The sequence below is a fragment of the Chloroflexota bacterium genome, from assembly GCA_020850535.1.
GTDB lineage: Bacteria > Chloroflexota > UBA6077 > UBA6077 > JACCZL01 > JADZEM01.
Genome location: JADZEM010000006.1, coordinates 1 through 16,857, shown reverse-complemented (window position 1 = coordinate 16,857; position 16,857 = coordinate 1). Strand labels below are relative to the sequence as shown.

General features: G+C 69.2%; 19 protein-coding genes and 1 other RNA gene. 5 read left to right on the top strand and 15 right to left on the bottom strand.

The window, feature by feature from the left end; all coding sequences use genetic code 11:
* The first annotated feature begins 10 nt into the window (after nt 1–10).
* Nucleotides 11–898 (top strand): hypothetical protein, encoded by an 888-nt coding sequence (locus tag IT306_01055; protein MCC7366977.1) that lies wholly within the window; start codon nt 11–13, stop codon nt 896–898.
* 211 nt (nt 899–1,109) lie between these two features.
* On the opposite strand, the gene IT306_01050 is transcribed toward IT306_01055, so the two are convergent.
* From IT306_01050 to IT306_01040, 3 genes are read right to left on the bottom strand one after another with little or no spacing between them, the layout of a single operon-like run.
* Nucleotides 1,110–1,457, bottom strand: coding sequence for a hypothetical protein (locus IT306_01050; protein ID MCC7366976.1), 348 nt, complete (start codon nt 1,455–1,457; stop codon nt 1,110–1,112).
* A 4-nt stretch (nt 1,458–1,461) separates the two neighbouring features.
* Nucleotides 1,462–2,448, bottom strand: coding sequence for an electron transfer flavoprotein subunit alpha/FixB family protein (locus IT306_01045; protein ID MCC7366975.1), 987 nt, complete (start codon nt 2,446–2,448; stop codon nt 1,462–1,464).
* Between the two features lie 44 nt (nt 2,449–2,492).
* Complete coding sequence (locus IT306_01040; GenBank protein MCC7366974.1) at nt 2,493–3,281, bottom strand: electron transfer flavoprotein subunit beta/FixA family protein; 789 nt, start codon at nt 3,279–3,281, stop codon at nt 2,493–2,495.
* 245 nt (nt 3,282–3,526) lie between these two features.
* Between IT306_01040 and IT306_01035 the strand changes: the two genes are divergently transcribed.
* Nucleotides 3,527–4,009: a hypothetical protein gene (locus tag IT306_01035; GenBank protein ID MCC7366973.1), complete on the top strand. Its 483-nt coding sequence runs from the start codon at nt 3,527–3,529 to the stop codon at nt 4,007–4,009.
* On the opposite strand, the gene IT306_01030 is transcribed toward IT306_01035, so the two are convergent.
* The 6 genes from IT306_01030 to IT306_01005 form a co-directional block, all read right to left on the bottom strand.
* Entirely contained in the window at nt 4,006–4,968 is a 963-nt protein-coding gene (locus tag IT306_01030; GenBank protein ID MCC7366972.1) for an alpha/beta fold hydrolase, read from the bottom strand. The two genes, IT306_01035 and IT306_01030, sit on opposite strands and share 4 nt — an antisense overlap.
* A gap of 48 nt (nt 4,969–5,016) precedes the next feature.
* Nucleotides 5,017–5,817: an alpha/beta fold hydrolase gene (locus IT306_01025; GenBank protein ID MCC7366971.1), complete on the bottom strand. Its 801-nt coding sequence runs from the start codon at nt 5,815–5,817 to the stop codon at nt 5,017–5,019.
* The gene (locus IT306_01020; GenBank protein MCC7366970.1) at nt 5,817–6,116 is read right to left on the bottom strand and encodes an acylphosphatase; all 300 of its coding nucleotides are present in this window, start codon (nt 6,114–6,116) and stop codon (nt 5,817–5,819) included. The genes IT306_01025 and IT306_01020 overlap by 1 nt, the downstream gene beginning before the upstream one ends.
* Before the next feature lie 60 nt (nt 6,117–6,176).
* Nucleotides 6,177–7,499 carry a M20/M25/M40 family metallo-hydrolase gene (locus IT306_01015; protein MCC7366969.1) on the bottom strand — a complete coding sequence of 441 codons (1,323 nt, stop codon included), beginning with the start codon at nt 7,497–7,499 and terminating at the stop codon, nt 6,177–6,179.
* 98 nt (nt 7,500–7,597) lie between these two features.
* On the bottom strand, nt 7,598–8,449 hold the full coding sequence (locus tag IT306_01010) for a bifunctional 5,10-methylenetetrahydrofolate dehydrogenase/5,10-methenyltetrahydrofolate cyclohydrolase (protein MCC7366968.1): 852 nt from the start codon (nt 8,447–8,449) through the stop codon (nt 7,598–7,600).
* Between the two features lie 10 nt (nt 8,450–8,459).
* Nucleotides 8,460–9,824, bottom strand: coding sequence for an aspartate aminotransferase family protein (locus IT306_01005; GenBank protein ID MCC7366967.1), 1,365 nt, complete (start codon nt 9,822–9,824; stop codon nt 8,460–8,462).
* A gap of 162 nt (nt 9,825–9,986) precedes the next feature.
* Here IT306_01005 and larB point away from each other — a divergent pair, with 162 nt between their 5' ends.
* From larB to IT306_00990, 3 genes are read left to right on the top strand one after another with little or no spacing between them, the layout of a single operon-like run.
* Nucleotides 9,987–10,772, top strand: a complete 786-nt coding sequence (gene larB / locus IT306_01000; GenBank protein MCC7366966.1) for a nickel pincer cofactor biosynthesis protein LarB — start codon at nt 9,987–9,989, stop codon at nt 10,770–10,772.
* Nucleotides 10,769–11,323 (top strand): DUF402 domain-containing protein, encoded by a 555-nt coding sequence (locus IT306_00995; GenBank protein ID MCC7366965.1) that lies wholly within the window; start codon nt 10,769–10,771, stop codon nt 11,321–11,323. The genes larB and IT306_00995 overlap by 4 nt, the downstream gene beginning before the upstream one ends.
* A 5-nt stretch (nt 11,324–11,328) precedes the next feature.
* Entirely contained in the window at nt 11,329–12,108 is a 780-nt protein-coding gene (locus tag IT306_00990) for a DUF92 domain-containing protein (GenBank protein ID MCC7366964.1), read from the top strand.
* 20 nt (nt 12,109–12,128) lie between these two features.
* On the opposite strand, the gene IT306_00985 is transcribed toward IT306_00990, so the two are convergent.
* The 6 genes from IT306_00985 to lipB all read right to left on the bottom strand — a co-directional run bounded on the left by IT306_00985 (nt 12,129) and on the right by lipB (nt 16,659).
* Nucleotides 12,129–12,635: a GNAT family N-acetyltransferase gene (locus tag IT306_00985; GenBank protein MCC7366963.1), complete on the bottom strand. Its 507-nt coding sequence runs from the start codon at nt 12,633–12,635 to the stop codon at nt 12,129–12,131.
* Between the two features lie 6 nt (nt 12,636–12,641).
* The gene (locus IT306_00980; GenBank protein ID MCC7366962.1) at nt 12,642–13,961 is read right to left on the bottom strand and encodes a hypothetical protein; all 1,320 of its coding nucleotides are present in this window, start codon (nt 13,959–13,961) and stop codon (nt 12,642–12,644) included.
* 87 nt (nt 13,962–14,048) lie between these two features.
* Nucleotides 14,049–14,372, bottom strand: an RNA gene (gene rnpB, locus IT306_00975) — RNase P RNA component class A.
* A 98-nt stretch (nt 14,373–14,470) separates the two neighbouring features.
* Nucleotides 14,471–14,647 carry a hypothetical protein gene (locus IT306_00970; GenBank protein MCC7366961.1) on the bottom strand — a complete coding sequence of 59 codons (177 nt, stop codon included), beginning with the start codon at nt 14,645–14,647 and terminating at the stop codon, nt 14,471–14,473.
* Between the two features lie 9 nt (nt 14,648–14,656).
* Nucleotides 14,657–15,760: an iron-sulfur cluster carrier protein ApbC gene (gene apbC / locus IT306_00965; protein ID MCC7366960.1), complete on the bottom strand. Its 1,104-nt coding sequence runs from the start codon at nt 15,758–15,760 to the stop codon at nt 14,657–14,659.
* Nucleotides 15,761–15,912: 152 nt separating this feature from the next.
* Nucleotides 15,913–16,659 carry a lipoyl(octanoyl) transferase LipB gene (gene lipB, locus IT306_00960; GenBank protein MCC7366959.1) on the bottom strand — a complete coding sequence of 249 codons (747 nt, stop codon included), beginning with the start codon at nt 16,657–16,659 and terminating at the stop codon, nt 15,913–15,915.
* Nucleotides 16,660–16,857 lie beyond the last annotated feature (198 nt).

Sequence of the window (16,857 nt, the reverse complement as noted above, 5' to 3'; positions counted from 1 at the left end):
CGGGTGAACCATGAGCACACATCACCGTGCGATCTCGCGCCGACGCCTCCTGCAATGCGTGCCGCTCGCAGCGGCCGGCCTGGCGCTGACAGCCTGCGCCGCGCCACCGCCGGCCCCGCCGACGGCCGCCGCCAAACCGAAGCCGGCCGGTCCGACCATCGTGATGGCGACCTCTGAGCTGGTGGTCGGGCGCAACCGATTCGCCATCGGGATCATCGACGAGGGCAACAAGCCGATCGTCAACGCCCAGGTGTCGCTCGGCTTCTATCAACTGAACGGCACGGAGGGCACCAAGCGCGCCGAGGCTCCGGCGACGTTTCGCTGGGTCGAGCAGCAGGCCAAAGGCATCTACACGGCCCCGGTCGAGTTCGATGCGCCGGGACGCTGGGGCATCGAGGCGACGGTGGAGCGCGAGGGCCAGCGGCGGGTCATCCGCTCCGGCTTCGAGGTCAAGGCGACGGGCAGCGCGCCGACGATTGGCAGCCCGGCGATCCGGTCCAGGACGCTGACCCCGGCCGACGTGAAAGACCCGGCCGATCTCTGCAGCGCCGCGCCGCCCTGCGAGCTGCACACAACAAGTCTGGATCAGGTGCTGGCGGCCGGCAAGCCGACCGTGATCCTGTTCGCGACGCCTGGGTATTGCACCAGCGCCACCTGTGCGCCACAGTTGAACGTGCTCCTGCAGGCCCGACCGCGTCACCAGGATCGGGCGGCGTTCGTCCACGTCGAGATCTTCAAGGATCCGCGCAACCAGGTGCTGGCCGACGCCGTCACCGAGTGGAGGCTGCCCAGCGAGCCGTGGATGTTCTTCGTGGACCGCAACGGCATTGTGGTGGAGCGGTTCGACGGCATCGCGACGGTCGAAGAGATCGACGCGGCCATCTCCCAGCTCGTATAGGACGCTGGGAGGCTCGTACGTTGCCATGCTGGATGTGAGGGGTGTGTCAGCCCGACCCCATTCGGCAAGCTCAGGGCAAGCTACACGAGGAACGAGCGGAGCGGAGGGATCTTCCTCGCAGGGGTGTCCAGGGGAAGATCCCTGGACTGCGCTCGCACGCTCGCTCCGCTCGGGATGATGGGTACGACGCCGCCTTCTGCGCGGTGGAGTACTATGGCGCGGCCTCGGCGTCGTCCACGCGAGTGGCGATCTGAAGATCGTCGGCGTAGCGCACTGTCACGATGACCGGCTCGCCCAGGAGCATGTGCTCGCGGAGATGGCCGGGCGAGATCCCGACGTCGCCCTCGACGATCAGCTCGTAGACCGAGCCATCATCCGTTCGCAGCGAGAACCCCTGGATCTGGGTGAACGTCGCGATGCGAACGTCCACCACCAGTCCCCGAAGCTGTGCCGGTCGGGTGTCCTGTCGGCAGGCCGCCAGCGTCCAGCTGAGGGCAACCAGGCGAGCGCACGCCCCGCGGCGGGAGAGCAACCCTCCCCGCCGCGTCGTTCCAGGCATGCGCCTAACCCCGCAGCTCCTTCACTCGGCGCGTGAAGGCCGGCAGCACCTTCGCATAGTCACCGACCACGCCAAAGCGGGCGTGGCGGAAGATGTTGGCGTCCGGATCCTTGTTGATCGCCACGATGTTGCGCGAGCCGGAGCAGCCTGCGATGTGCTGGACGGCTCCCGAGATGGCCACGGTCACGTACAGATCTGGCGAGATCGTCGTGCCGGTCAGGCCGACCTGATGGGTCGGCGGCACCCAGCCGGCATCCGTGACGGCGCGGGTCGCGCCCACGGCCGCCCCGAGCGCGGCTGCCGCCTCCTCGACGGACGGCCAGTTCTCCGGGCCGCCCACACCACGCCCACCCGACACGACGATCTTCGCATCCTTCAGGCGCGGACCGCTCGACGCGGCCTCGCGGACGTTCTCCAGCACCCGCGTCCGCGAGGCGAGGTCGGCGGGCAGGGTCAAGGCTTCGATGGCGGCCTCGCTGCCGCCGCCGGTGACGGCTTCGTAGACGCGCGGCCGGACGGTGGCGATGGTCAGCGGGCCGTCGCTGGCGTACTCTGCGATGGCAGCCCCGCCGTAGACCGGCTTCGTCAGGACGACAGTGCCGTCTTCCACCCGGACGGCGGTCGCGTCGGTCGTGATCGCCGCGCCCAGACGGTACGCGAGGCGCACGGCGCTCTCGCGGAACGCGCTGGTGTGGCCAAACAGCACGACCTTCGGCTCGCAGGCCGCGACGGCCGCCGCGAGCGTCGAGACGACGACATCCGGCTGCAGATCAGCCAGCCGGTCGTCGTCGGCCACCAGGACGCTGCCCGGACCGAGTGCGGCAAGCTCATCGGCGGCGGCACCCAGGCCGCTGCCGACCAGCAGGGCGGTGGTCGAGACGCCGAGGCTCCCTGCGAGTTGCTGCGCTGCCGCCAGCAGCTCGGCAGAGATCGGCGCGAGGCCGCCCTCGGCTGTTTCGGCGACGATCAGGACGCCGCCCTTCTCAGACATCTGCTCTCCTCCAGGAGTTGCGAGCGCCGTGAGGCGTCGGGCGGCTAGATCAGTTTCGCGTCGCGCAGGCGATTGGCAAGCTGGACGCCGGCCTCTTCGGGCGTGTCGGCCTCGATCAGCTCGACCCGCGCCTCGCGCTGCTCGACGTAGAGCCGCCGGAGCGTCGACCGCTTCGTGGCCGCGGGATCGATGCCGAGGTCCGCCGCCGTCCACTCCGGGATCTTGGCGCGGCCGGCCGCCATGATCCCGCGCAACGGCGGGTAGCGCGGCTCGCCGATCTCGCTGGAGACGGCCAGCAGGGCCGGCAACCCGACCTCGACGACCTCGTAGCCGTCGTCGCCCAGCCGGTTCACCTTCAGGCCGGCGCCGGCCTGCTCGATGGCGATGACCGGTGCGACGGACGGCAGCCCGAGCAGCTCCGCGACGCCGAGCGGCACCTGGCCGGCGTCGGTGTCGCTCGCCTGGCGGCCGGCGAGGATCAGGTCGAACTCGCCGATCTTCTTGATGGCAGCGGCCAGGGTGGCAACGATGGTCGAGCTGTCGGCGCTCGCAAGCTGCGGATCGTTGACGTGGACTGCCCCGTCAGCGCCCATCGCAATCGCGCGCTTGAGCGTGTCGCGGGCCTCAGATGCACCGATGGTGACGACCGTGACGGTGCCGCCGTACTTTTCCTTGAGCCGCAGGCCGGCTTCGAGCGCGTTCCCATCGTAGCCGTTCATGACGGGCGCGACCCCTGACGGCGGCACGACCGTGCGCGCAGCCTCATCGACTTTGAAGTGCGTAGGTGGGATGTCCGGGTCGGGAACCTGCTTGACCGTGACGACAATCTTCATCCAGTTGCTCCGACGACATAGCGGGGCTTGGGGCGAAGGGAGGGGACGCGCCTGCGTCCTGACGTCTGCCGAGGATCGTCGCGGCGGACTGCGCGTGGTACGTATCAGGCGCGCGCTATCTGGTTGGATGATAGCATGGGCACGATCCGCCGCCTCGAACGACGCTGTCCGGGCCAGGACCGTCGCGCCAGTCGGCACGGGCCGCATGGTACGATCTGACAGCAGTCTGACCTTACGGAGACTCCATGTCACAGACTATTCCGCCGGTCGCTCCAGAGCGGCAGATCGACGCTTCGCCCGAGGAGGAGAACAGCAGCCTCGTCAGCGTCATCTCGTGGCGCGGGGTGCTGGTCGGCACGGTGGTGACGGTGGCGCTGGCCTGGATCCTCGGCGCGGTGACCGCCGAGACGCTGGAGACGAACCTCGGAGCGCGGGCCGCGCTGATGTTCATCGCGATGTTCATCGGGGCGTTCGTGGCAGGGCGGATTGCTGGCCGGATGGGCGCGGTCCAGGGCATCGCGATGGCGGTGATCTTCATCGTCGTCGGGGCGTCGATCAAGGCGTACGCCGAGATCGACCTCGCCACGAAGTACGGCCACCAGGTGCTTGGTCCGATGGACATGGGCGGCCTGATCCTCGGCGACCTGATCCACCTGATCGGCGGGTTTGCAGGCGGCTGGCTGGCCGACACCATGATCGCCCGCTCGGCGCGGTCCGCGGCGCGCTAGCCTGAGCTGGTCGCGGCGCCGGCCGGCCGAGCGGGCGGCGCGCCGTGCTCTGGCGCTGCCAGCCAGCGGTCGTAGAACGCGACGACCCGACGGCTGAACTCGTCGAAGCACTCGTCGAGCGCGCGACAGTGCTTGAGTCCGTCCTGGAGCCACAGCTCCTTCGGCGCGCCAGCCTTCTCATACAGGATGCGGGCGCTGACAACGGGGATGATCTCGTCGTCTGTGCCGTGCATCAGCAGCAGTGGACGTGGCGCGATCTGATCCACCACCTCGACGGGGTCAAACGAGGCCATGCTGTTCCGCAGGTGGAACGCCGTCGCGAAGCAGCCGATCCAGGCGATGCCGGGCGCGATGAAGCCCGGGTACCCGCGCAGTCGGGCCACCTGCCCAACCGCCCAGCGCAGCCGGGCATACGGGCTGTCTGCGACCACCGCGGAGATGCGCCGATCCTCGGCGGCGGCCAGGATCGCCGTCGCGCCGCCCATCGACATGCCGTAGATGCCGACCGGCCCCAGCCCCTGTTCCAGCAGATACTCGACGGCGGCATGCACGTCGAGCCGCTCCTCGTAGCCGATAGTGGTGCGGAGACCGTCGCTGTCGCCGTGGCCGCGATGGTCGAGCAGTAGCACGTTGTACCGTGGGTAGAGCATGCGCGCCAGCGGCAGGACCGTGTGCTTGTTCCCGCCGTGGCCGTGCAGCACGATGACCGACCCGACTGACTCCGGCGAGCGGAACACCCAGCTGTGCAGCCGCACGCCGTCGCGGGTCGTCAGGTCGATCTCTTGCGCGTCGTTCAGGCCCCAGCGGCCGGGGTCATCGCGAAAGTCGGTGCGGTGCGAGCGCGTGATCTGGCGGTGGCCGTATTCGCCAAGGGCGGCGAGCAGCCCGGCAAGGCCGAGAATCGTGGCGCCGGCCGTGACCATGCGTCGTACGGTAAGCGGGTTCTCAAGGGCGAACATGGACACCGTCGGAGTCAGAGAATCGGCAGATGGCAACGGCCACATCGGTCACACGCTCGGCAGCGGGGCCGGACGGCCGGCGAGACGCTCCACAAACTGGAGTGTCGCCGCGCTGACTCGATCGGCGGCGTGATCGACCGTCACCACATGATAGCAATTGTCCAGCAACATCACGCCCCGATCCGCGCTGCTCACGCCGTCGTGAATCAACTGGGCGTTGCGTGGCGGAACGACGTGGTCGTCGGTCGCCTGGAGCACCAGGAGCGGTTGCCGGACGCCTGACAGCAGGGCGCGCGTCTCACGCATCAGCGCGATCAGCTCCGCGAGCGCCGTGAGCCGAAAGCGCCGATACCCGACGTGGCGATCCCAGCCGGCTCGGTCCTTGATGTCGGGCAGTCCCCAACCCTGCCAGCGCACGACGCGCGCGACGTACTTGACAAGCCCCAGCCGCCAGTCATCCAGGACGAGTGGCGCACAGATCGGGACGACCCCTGCGATCCTCGGATCATCGGCGTGGCGCGCCGCCACGTTCAATGCCAGCGTGCCCCCCATCGAGAGGCCGACCAGCACAACCCGTTCGCAGCGAGTCAGCAGATCGTCCACCACCGCTTCGACGTCCGCCACCCAGTCCCCGTAGGAGCACCCGAGCATATCGTTCGGGTGCGTGCCGTGGCCCCGCAAGCGCACGCCGACCGACGCAACCCCGTGCTGCGCGAGGTACTCGCCAACCGGCCGCATCTCGGCCGGCGCACCCGTGAAGCCGTGAATCAGGACGACCCCCAGGTCGCTGTGGCCAGGGAACTCGAACGCTTCCGCGCCGGGCAGCAGGGCGGCCGGCTTCGCGCGCATCATCCCTCCCCGGCGTAGTCAGTCGGGCGGGTGCGGAAGCTCGACTCGCCGATGGGCTGCTCGGGACGGGTTTCGATATCGGAGACCCACGAGCCGGCAGGTCCGCGATGGCACCACGCGACGGCCTTCGCCACGACGGCGGCCGGACCCTCAAAGACGGCTTCCACCCGTCCGTCCCCCAGGTTGCGAACCCACCCGCCGAGCCCGAGCAGTTGGGCCGTCTCGACCGTCGCGAAGCGGAACCCGACGCCCTGGACCCGACCGCTGACCCAGACATGCACCCGAGATTGTCCCCACACGTCGAGCCGGCCGGGGCTGTGAGGGCCGCCGGAGCCGGCCGGGCCCGCGGTCACCGGCCGCTACTCACCGCGTTCCAGCGCCGAGATCACGTCCAGCGCAAGCTGGCCGGCGATCTGGAGGTTGGCCGGATCGATGTACTCAGCACGGTCGTTCGGAGAGTGGTAGTTTGGGTCGTTCGAGCGGTAGATAAAGAGGGCCGGCATGCCGGCCCGGATGAACGAGGCGTGATCGCTGGCGCCGGCCTCGCCCATCTCGCCCACCGGCAGGCCGACCGCCGTCGCGGCTGCGCGCGCGAGGCGAACCATGCCGTCTGACCCGCCGACACGGCTCTCTGTGCCCACGCCGACCATGTCCAGGTTGATCATGCCGACGACGCTGCGTCGCTCGGCCTCGGACAGTTGCGACACGTAGTAGTTGCTGCCAACAAGCCCGATCTCCTCGGCGTCGAAGCCGACGAACTTGAGCGTGAATGGCGTCGGGCGGGACGCCATCACGCGGGCAAGCTCCAGCATGACGGCCGTCCCCGAGCCGTTGTCGTTCGCACCCGGGCCGGCCGACACCGAGTCGATGTGTGCGCCGACCACCAGGGTCCGCGGTCCGCCCGGGCGCGTCGCTACGACGTTCGCGCCGGTCGTCTGGGCGACCGATGCGTCCACCGTGATCTGCACCGAGCCGCCCGCCTGTGCCACTTGCCGCAACGTCTCGCCGTCCGCCTGCGAGACGCTGACAGCCGGGATCGTGGACGTGCCGATCAGGCTGCCGTTGAAGTTGCCCGGCTGGTTGTTGGCGATGACGACGCCCAGGGCGCCGGCTGCCGTGGCTGCGTTCACCTTGTCCACGAAGCGAATGTCGCCCCGGTTGACCAGGACGATCCGGCCGGCCACCCCGGCCGCTTCCATCTCCTCGGGACGGCCAAGCCCGGCCTCGACCAGCACGCCCTGCACGTCGCCGCCAATCGAGTACTGGATCGTGTTCACGTCCACCGACGTGCCGGTCGCGGAGACCGCCAGCCGCGATCCGCGATCCTGGTACGCGGTGATCGGGAAGCTCTGCAGCTCCGCCTGGTAGCCCATCGCCTGGAGCTGACTCAACAGGTACTGATGGGTCTGATCCTGCACGGCCGCGCCGGCCGGCCGGCTGCCGATGGTGACAGCCAGCGCCTGGACGTGCTGGTTGGCGGCCACGCCGCTGAAGGTCGGCGTGTTCTCGGCGCGAACCTCGAAGGCGTCAGCCTGGGCCGCCGACGCCTCGGCGGCAAGGCCGGCGACAGCAGCCCGCGCCAAATCGGTCGTGATCGGGGCGGCAGGTGCTGCTGTGACCGTGCCATAGGCGAGGGTCAAGGCCGTCAACGCGGCGAGCGAAAGCGCGGTCAACCGATGCATGGCGCCTGGGTGCCTCCTGCTCGCAATGGTACGTCGCGAGCAGCGACCGCGCATCAATTCTGCGCTGGAGACGGCCCGACCCGGGGCTGCCCATCGGTTCAGCCGCCGGCGGCCAGCTCCGCGAGTTGCACCAGGTTGCGGGCCAGCACCGCGTTGGTGACCGGTCCGACGCCGCCGGGCACCGGCGTGATGCTGCCAGCCACGTCGCACACGCTGTCAAAGGCCGCGTCGCCGACGAGCTTATCGCCCAGGACGTTGATGCCGAAGTCCACGACTACCGCCCCCGGCCGGACCATCGTGCCGTCGATCAGGTCGGCGCGGCCGGCCGCCAGCAGCAGCACATCGGCCTGACGGGTGACGCTCGGCAGATCGACGGTCCGGGTGTGGCAGATCGTGACGGTGGCGTCGGCCAGCAGCAGGAGCTGAATCAGCGGCCGACCGACGATCGGGCTGCGACCGACGACGACGGCATGCTTCCCGCGTAGCTCGACGCCGTTCGCCGCGAGGATCTCCATGCCGGCCAGGGGCGTGCTGGGGACCAGCTTCGGACGACCCTGGGCCAGCGAGCCGGCGTTCCAGGGGTGAACGCCCTCGACATCCTTCTCAGGTGAGAGATGGCGCAGCGCTGCCTCCAGGTTGAGGCCTGCCGGCAGCGGCTGGGTCAACAGGATGCCGTGCACGGCGGCGTCGCCGGACAGCCGTTCGAGCAGGCTGTTGAGGGCCGTCTGCGTCGGCTCGGCCGGCTTGTGGCGGGCGGTCAGGAGGCCGTGCCGCTCGAACAGCCGCTGAATCTGCCGCAGGTAGGCCGCCGAAGCGGGATCGTCGGCCGCCTCGACGATCGCCAGCGTCAGCGCAGGCGAGCCGCCATCCCGAAGGACGGCGGCTCGGCGCTCGACGTCGGCCCAGATCGCATCCGCGACCGGACGTCCCTGCAAGAGTGTGGCGGTCAGTGGACGGCTCCTACTTGACGGCCCGGTAGACCGCGTCGATGGAGTCGCCGATGATCTTGACGGCCTTGTCCAGCGTCTCCTCAGGGATCATCAGCGGCGGCGCCATCATGATGACCTCGCCGCGCGCACGGGTGTAAAGTCCGCGCGCCCGGAACTCCTGCGCCAGCCGGTCCGCGACCTTCGCCGAGGCCGGGAAGGCCGCCTTGGTCTTCTTGTCGGACACCAGCTCGATGGCTGCCATCAGACCAAGGCCCCGCACATCGCCGACAGCCGGGTGGTCGGTGTACTGCTTGAAGCCTTCGAGCAGCCGCTCGCCCAGGACCGCCGCCCGCTCCGGCAGCTTCTCCTCCACCATGATGCGGAGGTTCGCCAGCCCGACCGCACAGCAGGTCGGGTGCCCGGAGTAGGTGTACGCGTGCATCCACTTCTCGGTAGCCGGGACGTCCAAGATCGTCTGGTGGATCTTCTCCGACAGGACGATGCCGCCGAGCGGCAGGTAGCCGCTGGTGATCGCCTTGGCGAAGCTCAGGATATCGGGCTGAACGCCCCAGTGCTCCAGCGCGAACCACTTGCCGGTGCGCCCGAAACCCGTGATGACCTCGTCCGCGATGAAGAGCACGTCGTACTTGTCGCAGATCTCGCGGATGCGCGGGAAGTAGGTCGGCGGGGGTGGGATCACGCCGCCAGCGCCCTGGACCGGCTCGGCGATGAACGCCGCGACGGTATCCGGACCCTCGGCCAGGATCGCCTTCTCAAGCTCGTTCGCGGCCTCGACGCCGTACTCCTCCCAGTTCGCCGTGGTGTCGGCGCGGTAGTAGTACGGGGCCGGGATGTGGATGTGGCCGGGCACCATCGGACCGAAGTTCTTGTGGTACGACGGGATGCCCGTCGCGCTCATCGCGCCGATGGTCACGCCGTGGTAGCCCCACTGGCGCGAGATGATCTTGGTCTTGTCGGTCTTGCCCTTCGCCTTCCAGTAGAAACGGACCGTCTTAAAGGCCGAGTCGTTCGACTCCGCGCCGCCGCTTGTGAAGTAGACGGCCCGCAGATTCGGGTAGACCACCTTCATCAGCTCACTGGCGAGCTGAATGGCCGGGATGTTCGAGAAGCCTGTGTAGTTGCTGGCGTAGGCGAGGGTCTGAAGCTGCTGCCCGCCGGCCTCGGCCAGCTCGGTGCGTCCGTGCCCAACGGCGACGTTCCAGAGACAGGAGAGGCCGTCGATGTACTCGTGGCCCTCAACGTCTGTGAGGATCGCGCCCTTGCCCTGGGCAAAGATGATGGGCGACTCGTGCTCGTCTGGATGGTAGAGCGGGTGGATCAGATGCTCGCGATCCTGCTGGATCAGCTCGGACGTGGGAATCGGGCTGAAGACCATCGGCGCATCTCCATGCTGACATGGGGCGATCTGTCGGCAAGTGTAGCAGACCCCCGGAACGAGGTCCGTTCTGCCGGCTGCTGACAAAGATACATCGACGGCACGGCTCGTCGCTACGGGATGGTCGGATCTGGCGCCATGGCCGCCTCTATAATCCCCGGTATGAGTGACGGCCTCGACCGACTGCTGCACGGCTGGCAGGGTCTCGACATCACCACGGGCGGATCGCGCCCCGGCGACGACACCGTGCGTGCCGACACCGGCCGCGAGCATCGCAAGGGCGTGCCCGAGGTGATCCTGGCCGACCGCAAGCGGCCAGAGGACACGCTGGCCGCCGTGCAGGTCTTCCTGGACGCGCGCGGCCGGGCGATCCTCAGCCGCACGCCGGAGGCGCTCGTCGACCAGTTGCGCGAGCAGCACGCCGACTGCCAGATCGTGGTGCGCGGGCGCTCCGGCATCGTGATCCTCAAGCGCCCGACCTTCCAGCCACCGCGACCGGGCGGGATCGTCGGCGTGCTGACGGCCGGCACCTCCGATATCTCCTACGCCGAAGAGGCCGAGGTGGTGGCCGCCGAGATGGGCTGCACCGTCCGCGCCTACTACGACGTGGGCGTGGCCGGCATCCACCGGTTGGCCGGGCCGCTCCGCGAGCTGCGAGAGCTTGGCGCGGACGTCATCATCGTGGCGGCCGGCATGGACGGCGCGTTGCCCTCGGTGGTGTCTGGGCTGGTGGATGTGCCGGTCATCGGTCTGCCGACGCCCGTCGGCTACGGCCTCGGCGGCGAGGGCGTGGCGGCGCTGATGACGATGCTCCAGACCTGCGCGCCGGGCCTGACCGTCGTCAACATCGGGAACGGGGTGGGCGCCGGAGCCAGCGCCGCGATGATCGCGAATCGGGTGGCCGCCGCCCGCTCATACACGACCAGCACATCTGAGGCGAAGGCATGACCACCAGCGGCGCACACATTCCGGCCGACGACGCCCCTCACGCAAAGCCGCTCGTCATTCAGAAGCTGTTCTACGACGGCACGAGGAGCTACCGCTGGATCGGCCGGGAGATCCACCGCGACGACGAGCAGTTGTTCTTCACGGCGGTCTTCGAGCGGGACGGGCGGGATCTGGGGTACGTCCGCTTCGAGAAGGGCGACGTCTTCTACGAGTGGTACTACTTCGACCGCTGGTACAACGTGTTCCAGGTGTACTCGGCGGCCGGCGACCTGAAGGGCTGGTACTGCAACATCACGGCCCCGGCGAAGGTCGATGGCACCGAGCTGACCTTCGTGGATCTCGCGCTCGATCTCTGGGTCTGGCCGGACCACCGGTATCTCGTACTGGACGAGGACGAGTTCACCGAGCTGGCGGCGAGCCAGTACAGCGCGGCTGACACGTTGGCGGCTCGCAGCGCGATGACGGAGCTGATCGAGCGGGCCGAGGCGGGGACGCTGCCCAGCAGGGCGTTCGTCGGTCCACTGCCACCGCCCGGCCCGACGGGCGGCTGAAACGCATGCCCCGGCGGGTGGCGGTGTCGCTCGGGCTGGGCGCGCTCGTGGCCGGTCTGGGGTGGCAGCGCCGAGCCCTGACCCTCGATGGGGCCATCGCGGCTACGGGTGTCGGGGCGTCGACGTTCGGGTTTGGCGGCTGGCCGGCCAGCCTGGGCCTGATCGCCTTTTTCGTCTCAGGGAGCGCACTCTCCCGCCGCAAGGCCGTGGCCGGCGAGCTGGTCGCGGCCAGGGGCCACCAGCGTGACGCCGTGCAGGTGTTCGCCAACGGCGGCTTCGCAGCGCTTGGCGTGGCGCTGTCGGCGGCGGGCTGCCCGTCCGGGCGGAGTATGGCGCTCGGCGCGCTGGCCGCTGCCGCCGCCGACACCTGGGCCAGCGAGATCGGCGTGCGCTCGCCGTCGCCACCGCGCTCCATTCTGACCGGCGATCCGGTCCGGCCGGGTGTGTCGGGCGGGGTCACGCCGCTCGGGTGGGCCGCGGCCGGGGTCGGCGCGGCGCTGATCGGCGGCGTCTGGGCACTGGCCTCACGGCGACGCTGGGGAACTGTGGTCGCGGCCATTGTGGCGGGCCTGGCGGGGTCGCTGGCGGATTCGCTGGCCGGCGACACGGTGCAGGCGAGCTACGTCTGCGTGGTCTGCGGCGATCCTTCAGAGGCCGGGGGCGCGCACTGCGGAGTGCAAAGACTGCTCGTGCGCGGCGTGCCCTGGATCACCAACGACGTCGTGAACGTGATCGCGACGGGCGTCGGGGCGCTGGCCGGCGCGTCGCTGATCCGCGACCCGTAGTGGCGCATCGGGCGCGCTGCCTACGAGCCGGCCAGCTTCGGGGCCGTCCACCGCATACGTGGTCCGGTGTCGACGAATCCACGCGCCCGGTAGTACGCCTGCGTTGACGCGAACTCAGGGAAGCGCTCGCTCGGCAAGCCGACCTCGACGACCGAGATGTCTTGCTCAGCGCACTGCTGAACGCATGCCTCGAAGAGCGCCCGTCCGACGCCCAGGCCGCGCCCGCCTTCCGACACCCACAACTCCTGGATCAGTGCGTACGGTCCGCGCGTTCTGATCGCGTGCTGGACCGACACGGTCAGAAGGCCGACGACCTCGGACGACCGGCTCGGGACGGCCGGGCAGGCGACGAGCACCCAGCCGGTTGCCGGCCTGTCAAGGAGTGCCCGAAACGCTGCGCCGGCGCTGGCGGCGTCGAGTGTGCGACCCCCAAGCTCCGCGAGGAGCGCGTTGATGCCGTCAACGACCGACGCCTCGTCGGCGGCCGTGGCCGCACGAACGACGATGCCAGCGCGATCCTGGGACATGGCTGCCTACCTCCCAAAGCGGCCAGGCGGGACGACCTCCGGCGGCGCCAGCGATCCGCCGTCGAGGCGAGGTCGCGGATCGAACAGGGGCTTCGGGGCTGGCCCACGCGTGATCTGGCGAATCAGCCCGTAGTCGAGGTTCGGGCTGGCGAGCTGCCGACCGAGGTTGCGGCTGCCCGGGTCGGGGTACCAGACCATGAACGGTCGCGCAAAACGACCGTCGGTGCGCGGGCTCCACGCGCCGCCGGTCGGACGGTGCGGATCGGGCCCGGTCAGCGTGTACTCCAGCACCTTGCCGGCGGCGGCTGGCCAGGGGCTGCTCCCGACAAAGCCGGCTGGCACGTTGTTGTCGACCAGCCAGACCGTCGTCCTGACTCGCCAGAGGTTCGCCTCCTGGGGATCTGGGCCGATCTCGGTCTCGAACTTATAGGCCGGGTAGCTCCAGATCTCCTCGCCGACCGGGCGGTAGGTGAAGACCGCGCCCTTGCGCTCGCCGCCGATCCACGCCGTGACCGCTCTGTGAAAGTCGGCCGGACCGACATCGACCTGTTCGCTGCCGACCGCCCAGGCGGCCGCGTCTGCGAAATGGTAGGAGGTGAGCAGTCCCTTCTGGTCGGCCACGCTGAAGGTCATGCCGTTGACTGTCCGCTCGCGGCTGGGCTCCGGTTCGAGCAGCGCCGCCGCGGCCCACCCGTTGCAGTGGCCGGCCCAGGCCAGCCCGGAGAAGCGGATCTCGGCGCGCTCCCACGCGACCGTCTCAGGGTCAGGCTTGCCCAGTGACTCTACATACCGGTCGTAGCGAGCGAGCGGGCCGTCGAGGTCGAACAGGCGCGGCCCACCGACCACGTCGTTGGCGGGCCACCACCAGCCGGACCAGGGCTTGCGCTGGGCCTCGCCCCCGAACGCCAGGGGCAGCTCGGCGCGCTTCGCATCAGCCGGCGGATCGCCGATATCCCGCAGCGGGCGAAGCTCGGCGCGGCTCTCGGTAGGAAGCCACCGCAGCGCGCCGTTCTGGAACGCTTGAACGACCGTGCCGTTCCAGGTGAAGCGGCGGGTCAGCGGATAGCCCAGCTTTTCGACGCCGCCCTGGGCCTGGAAGGCGTCCCAGAACGGGATGCCGGCCTCGTTGGCGACGCGGTAGCCGTTGCCGTGCTGGCCGGGCGCGGCCTGGGTGTAGAACCAGCCGTTCGGGATCTCGTAGTCGCCGTCGGCGCGGGGCGTGCCGTAGCGCGGAGCGGATGGCTGGGCCTGGGTGGCCGGTGCAGCCCCGAGCACGACGGCCAGCGCGAGTGAGACGGCGATCAGACGCCAGAGGTACCGAGACACGGGCGGATGATACGCGATCCGCCTCGACGAAACGACCGCCGGGCGCGGTCGATGGAGCGTCGGCGCGGACGGTCTGGCAGGCGAAGGGTGCGACGGAGGAGAGTAAGCCAGATTCTGTTTCAGGCGACCATCTATCTGCCCGGCGGTCGCCCGCCGAGCCTCCGATCGCTCGGAGTGCCCTCTACCCCGGCCTCTGCGAGCAGCGTCAACGGCCGTGCTTGAGGTTGCAGCAGGGAGGATTACCCTTTTCACTCCCGCCGTTCACGCCGAGGCGCTTCGGGCGGGCATTGGTCTCTGTGGCTCTAGCTATCGGTTACCCGACCCCGGCTTACGCCGGGCACCTCGCTCTGTGCTGTCTGGACTTTCCTCTCACCCTGCCGAAACAGGGTAAGCGGCCGCCCTTCCTCCGTCGCACCGGTGAGTATACCAGGGCACAAACAGCCCCCGGGCGCCGAAGCGCGCCCGGGGGCGTGAGCCGCTCTTCTGGGTGCACGGCGCCGCCAGCCGGATCAGGCCGATCGCGCGGCCAGCCGCTTCATGCCGCGCGTGATTCGATACGCGACGATGACGGCAGCCGGGATGATCAGCGGAATCGCTGCGAAGCACACCCCGGGCTGCTCCCCCGGCTCCTGCCGCTGAAGAACCTGCTGCCCCAGCGCGAGCAGCGCTGCGGAGACCTCTGACACAGTCTCCTCCTACTTTTTCAAGGTCAAAGTCAGGGCCGGCACGAACGCGCCCTGTCCTGCGACTGCCAGGATACTGACCTGTCGGGCGATTGCGCCAGCTACCTCGCGGAACGCGGCTGCTTCGGGTGAGTCCGGGTGCGTCACCACCACGGGCCGACCCTGGTCGCCGCCCTCGCGGACGCGCTGCTGCAGCGGCACTTTGCCCAGAAACGGCACCCCGAACTGGTTGGCGATCTTCGTACCGCCGCCCTCGCCGAAGATGTCGTGGCGCTCGTTGCAGCCCGGGCAGATGAAGTAGCTCATGTTCTCGACGACGCCCAGCAGCGGCACCTCAAGCTGGCGGAACATCGCCATGCCCTTGGACACGTCCTGCAACGCCACATCCTGTGGCGTCGTGACGATGACCGCGCCGGACAGCGGGATCAACTGCGAGAGGCTGAGCGGCGCGTCGCCGGTGCCGGGCGGCAGGTCGATGACGAGGTAGTCCAGGTCGCCCCAGTCCACATCGCGCAGGAACTGCTGGATCGCGCCGTGCACCATCGGCCCGCGCCAGATGACGGGCTTGTCCTCGTTCAAGAAGAACCCGATGGACATCAGGCGGATGCCGTAGCTGCGGCAGGGGATGATCTTGCCGCCCTCACTCTGGAGCTGCGGCTTCTCCTTCAGGCCCATCATCAGCGGGATGTTCGGGCCGTAGATGTCGCCGTCCAGCAGGCCGACCTTCGCGCCGGTGTCGGCCAGGGCCAGCGCCACGTTCACGCTGGTGGTCGACTTCCCGACGCCGCCCTTGCCACTCGCGACGGCGATGACATTCTTGACGTTCGGGATCAACTGCTCGTTGCCCATGCCGCGCCCGGTCCGCGTCGAGGCGTCCATCGCCACGCTGACGCCGCCAACCCAGGGGATCGCACGGACGGCCTGCTCGCTCTGCTCCTTCAAGGTGTCGCGGACGGGGCAGGCTGGCGTGGTCAGGACGATAGCAAAGCTGACGCGGTCACCCTCGATCTTCAGATCCTGGATCATGCCCAGCGAGACGAGATCGCGGTGGAGATCCGGGTCTTGAACGGTGCGCAGGGCGCGCAACACCTCTTCTCGGCGGGGGTCCGTCGCCATGAACAGTCTCTCCTCTAGAGCGTGCGGCTCGTGGGCAGCACGTGTGGGACGTGCACAGAGCAGCACGGGATAGCCTGAAGGGAAATGTCGGCGCGGCGGTGAGAGCCTGCGCCTCCGGTATTGTACCAGGGGCGCAGAAAACCAGGAGCAATCTACTCGGATTTTCCCGCGCCGATGGTTTCGAGCATGTCCCAACGGCTGATCAGGCTCCAGAGTGCCTCTGGCGCAGGCTGCACGGCGCGGTCGAAGACCTCGGCGAAGCGGCGCACCAGGCTGACCTGGACGGCGTCGAGAGGCGGGGCGCTGCCGAGGAGGCGCTGCATCGACGTGACGCCCAGGTCGCCGATGCCGCACGGGTCGATCAGGCCGAAATGGTCGAGGTTCGGAGAGACGTTCAGGGCAAAGCCGTGCATGGTGATGCTCTTGCTGACGGCCACGCCGATGGCGGCGATCTTGCCGCTGAGCAGGCCCTCGCCGGCAAAGACGCCGCGATTGGCAGCGTCCCGGCGCGCCACGATCCCCCAGTCAGCCAGGGCACGGGAGATCATCTCTTCGAGACGCCAGACGTAGGTCGGGGCGTCGCCGGCCAACTCCCGCAGTTTCCCGATAGGGTACCCGACGATCTGCCCCGGCCCGTGGTAGGTGACCAGCCCCCCGCGATTGGTCTCGTGGACGGCGATGCCCTCGGCGTCGAGCGCGTCCCGGCCGACGAGGATGTCGTCGCGGCTGCCGCGCCGGCCCAGCGTGATGACCGGCGGGTGCTCGACCAGCAGGAGCAGGTCGGGCACGCGGCCGGCGTCACGCTCCTCCAGCAGCCGCCGCTGCAGCTGATAGGCCGCGCCGTACTCGACGCGGCCCAGGTCCAGGAGCCAGACGGGGGGGCGTGGGTCATGGGTCATGGGTCATGGGTCATGGGTCATGGGTCATGGGTCATGGGTCATGGGTCATGGGGAAAGTATGCAAGTTCCAATTGTCATCCTGAGCGCAGCGAAGGACCTCACCCGCTGACCGTCAACGTTCGCGCTATCTGCTGCCCCTCGACGTTTGCGTCAGCGGTCAGCAAAGCGTCTGTCATCCTGAACGAGCGAGCTTGCGAG

Bases quoted from the DNA above. Each gene is read 5' to 3' on its own strand.
- IT306_01055 (MCC7366977.1), top strand. From the start codon at position 11: ATGAGCACACATCACCGTGCGATCTCGCGCCGACGCCTCCTGCAATGC.
- IT306_01050 (MCC7366976.1), bottom strand. From the start codon at position 1,457: ATGCCTGGAACGACGCGGCGGGGAGGGTTGCTCTCCCGCCGCGGGGCG.
- IT306_01045 (MCC7366975.1), bottom strand. From the start codon at position 2,448: ATGTCTGAGAAGGGCGGCGTCCTGATCGTCGCCGAAACAGCCGAGGGC.
- IT306_01040 (MCC7366974.1), bottom strand. From the start codon at position 3,281: ATGAAGATTGTCGTCACGGTCAAGCAGGTTCCCGACCCGGACATCCCA.
- IT306_01035 (MCC7366973.1), top strand. From the start codon at position 3,527: ATGTCACAGACTATTCCGCCGGTCGCTCCAGAGCGGCAGATCGACGCT.
- IT306_01030 (MCC7366972.1), bottom strand. From the start codon at position 4,968: ATGTTCGCCCTTGAGAACCCGCTTACCGTACGACGCATGGTCACGGCC.
- IT306_01025 (MCC7366971.1), bottom strand. From the start codon at position 5,817: ATGCGCGCGAAGCCGGCCGCCCTGCTGCCCGGCGCGGAAGCGTTCGAG.
- IT306_01015 (MCC7366969.1), bottom strand. From the start codon at position 7,499: ATGCATCGGTTGACCGCGCTTTCGCTCGCCGCGTTGACGGCCTTGACC.
- IT306_01005 (MCC7366967.1), bottom strand. From the start codon at position 9,824: ATGGTCTTCAGCCCGATTCCCACGTCCGAGCTGATCCAGCAGGATCGC.
- larB (MCC7366966.1), top strand. From the start codon at position 9,987: ATGAGTGACGGCCTCGACCGACTGCTGCACGGCTGGCAGGGTCTCGAC.
- IT306_00995 (MCC7366965.1), top strand. From the start codon at position 10,769: ATGACCACCAGCGGCGCACACATTCCGGCCGACGACGCCCCTCACGCA.
- IT306_00990 (MCC7366964.1), top strand. From the start codon at position 11,329: ATGCCCCGGCGGGTGGCGGTGTCGCTCGGGCTGGGCGCGCTCGTGGCC.
- IT306_00985 (MCC7366963.1), bottom strand. From the start codon at position 12,635: ATGTCCCAGGATCGCGCTGGCATCGTCGTTCGTGCGGCCACGGCCGCC.
- apbC (MCC7366960.1), bottom strand. From the start codon at position 15,760: ATGGCGACGGACCCCCGCCGAGAAGAGGTGTTGCGCGCCCTGCGCACC.
- lipB (MCC7366959.1), bottom strand. From the start codon at position 16,659: ATGACCCATGACCCACGCCCCCCCGTCTGGCTCCTGGACCTGGGCCGC.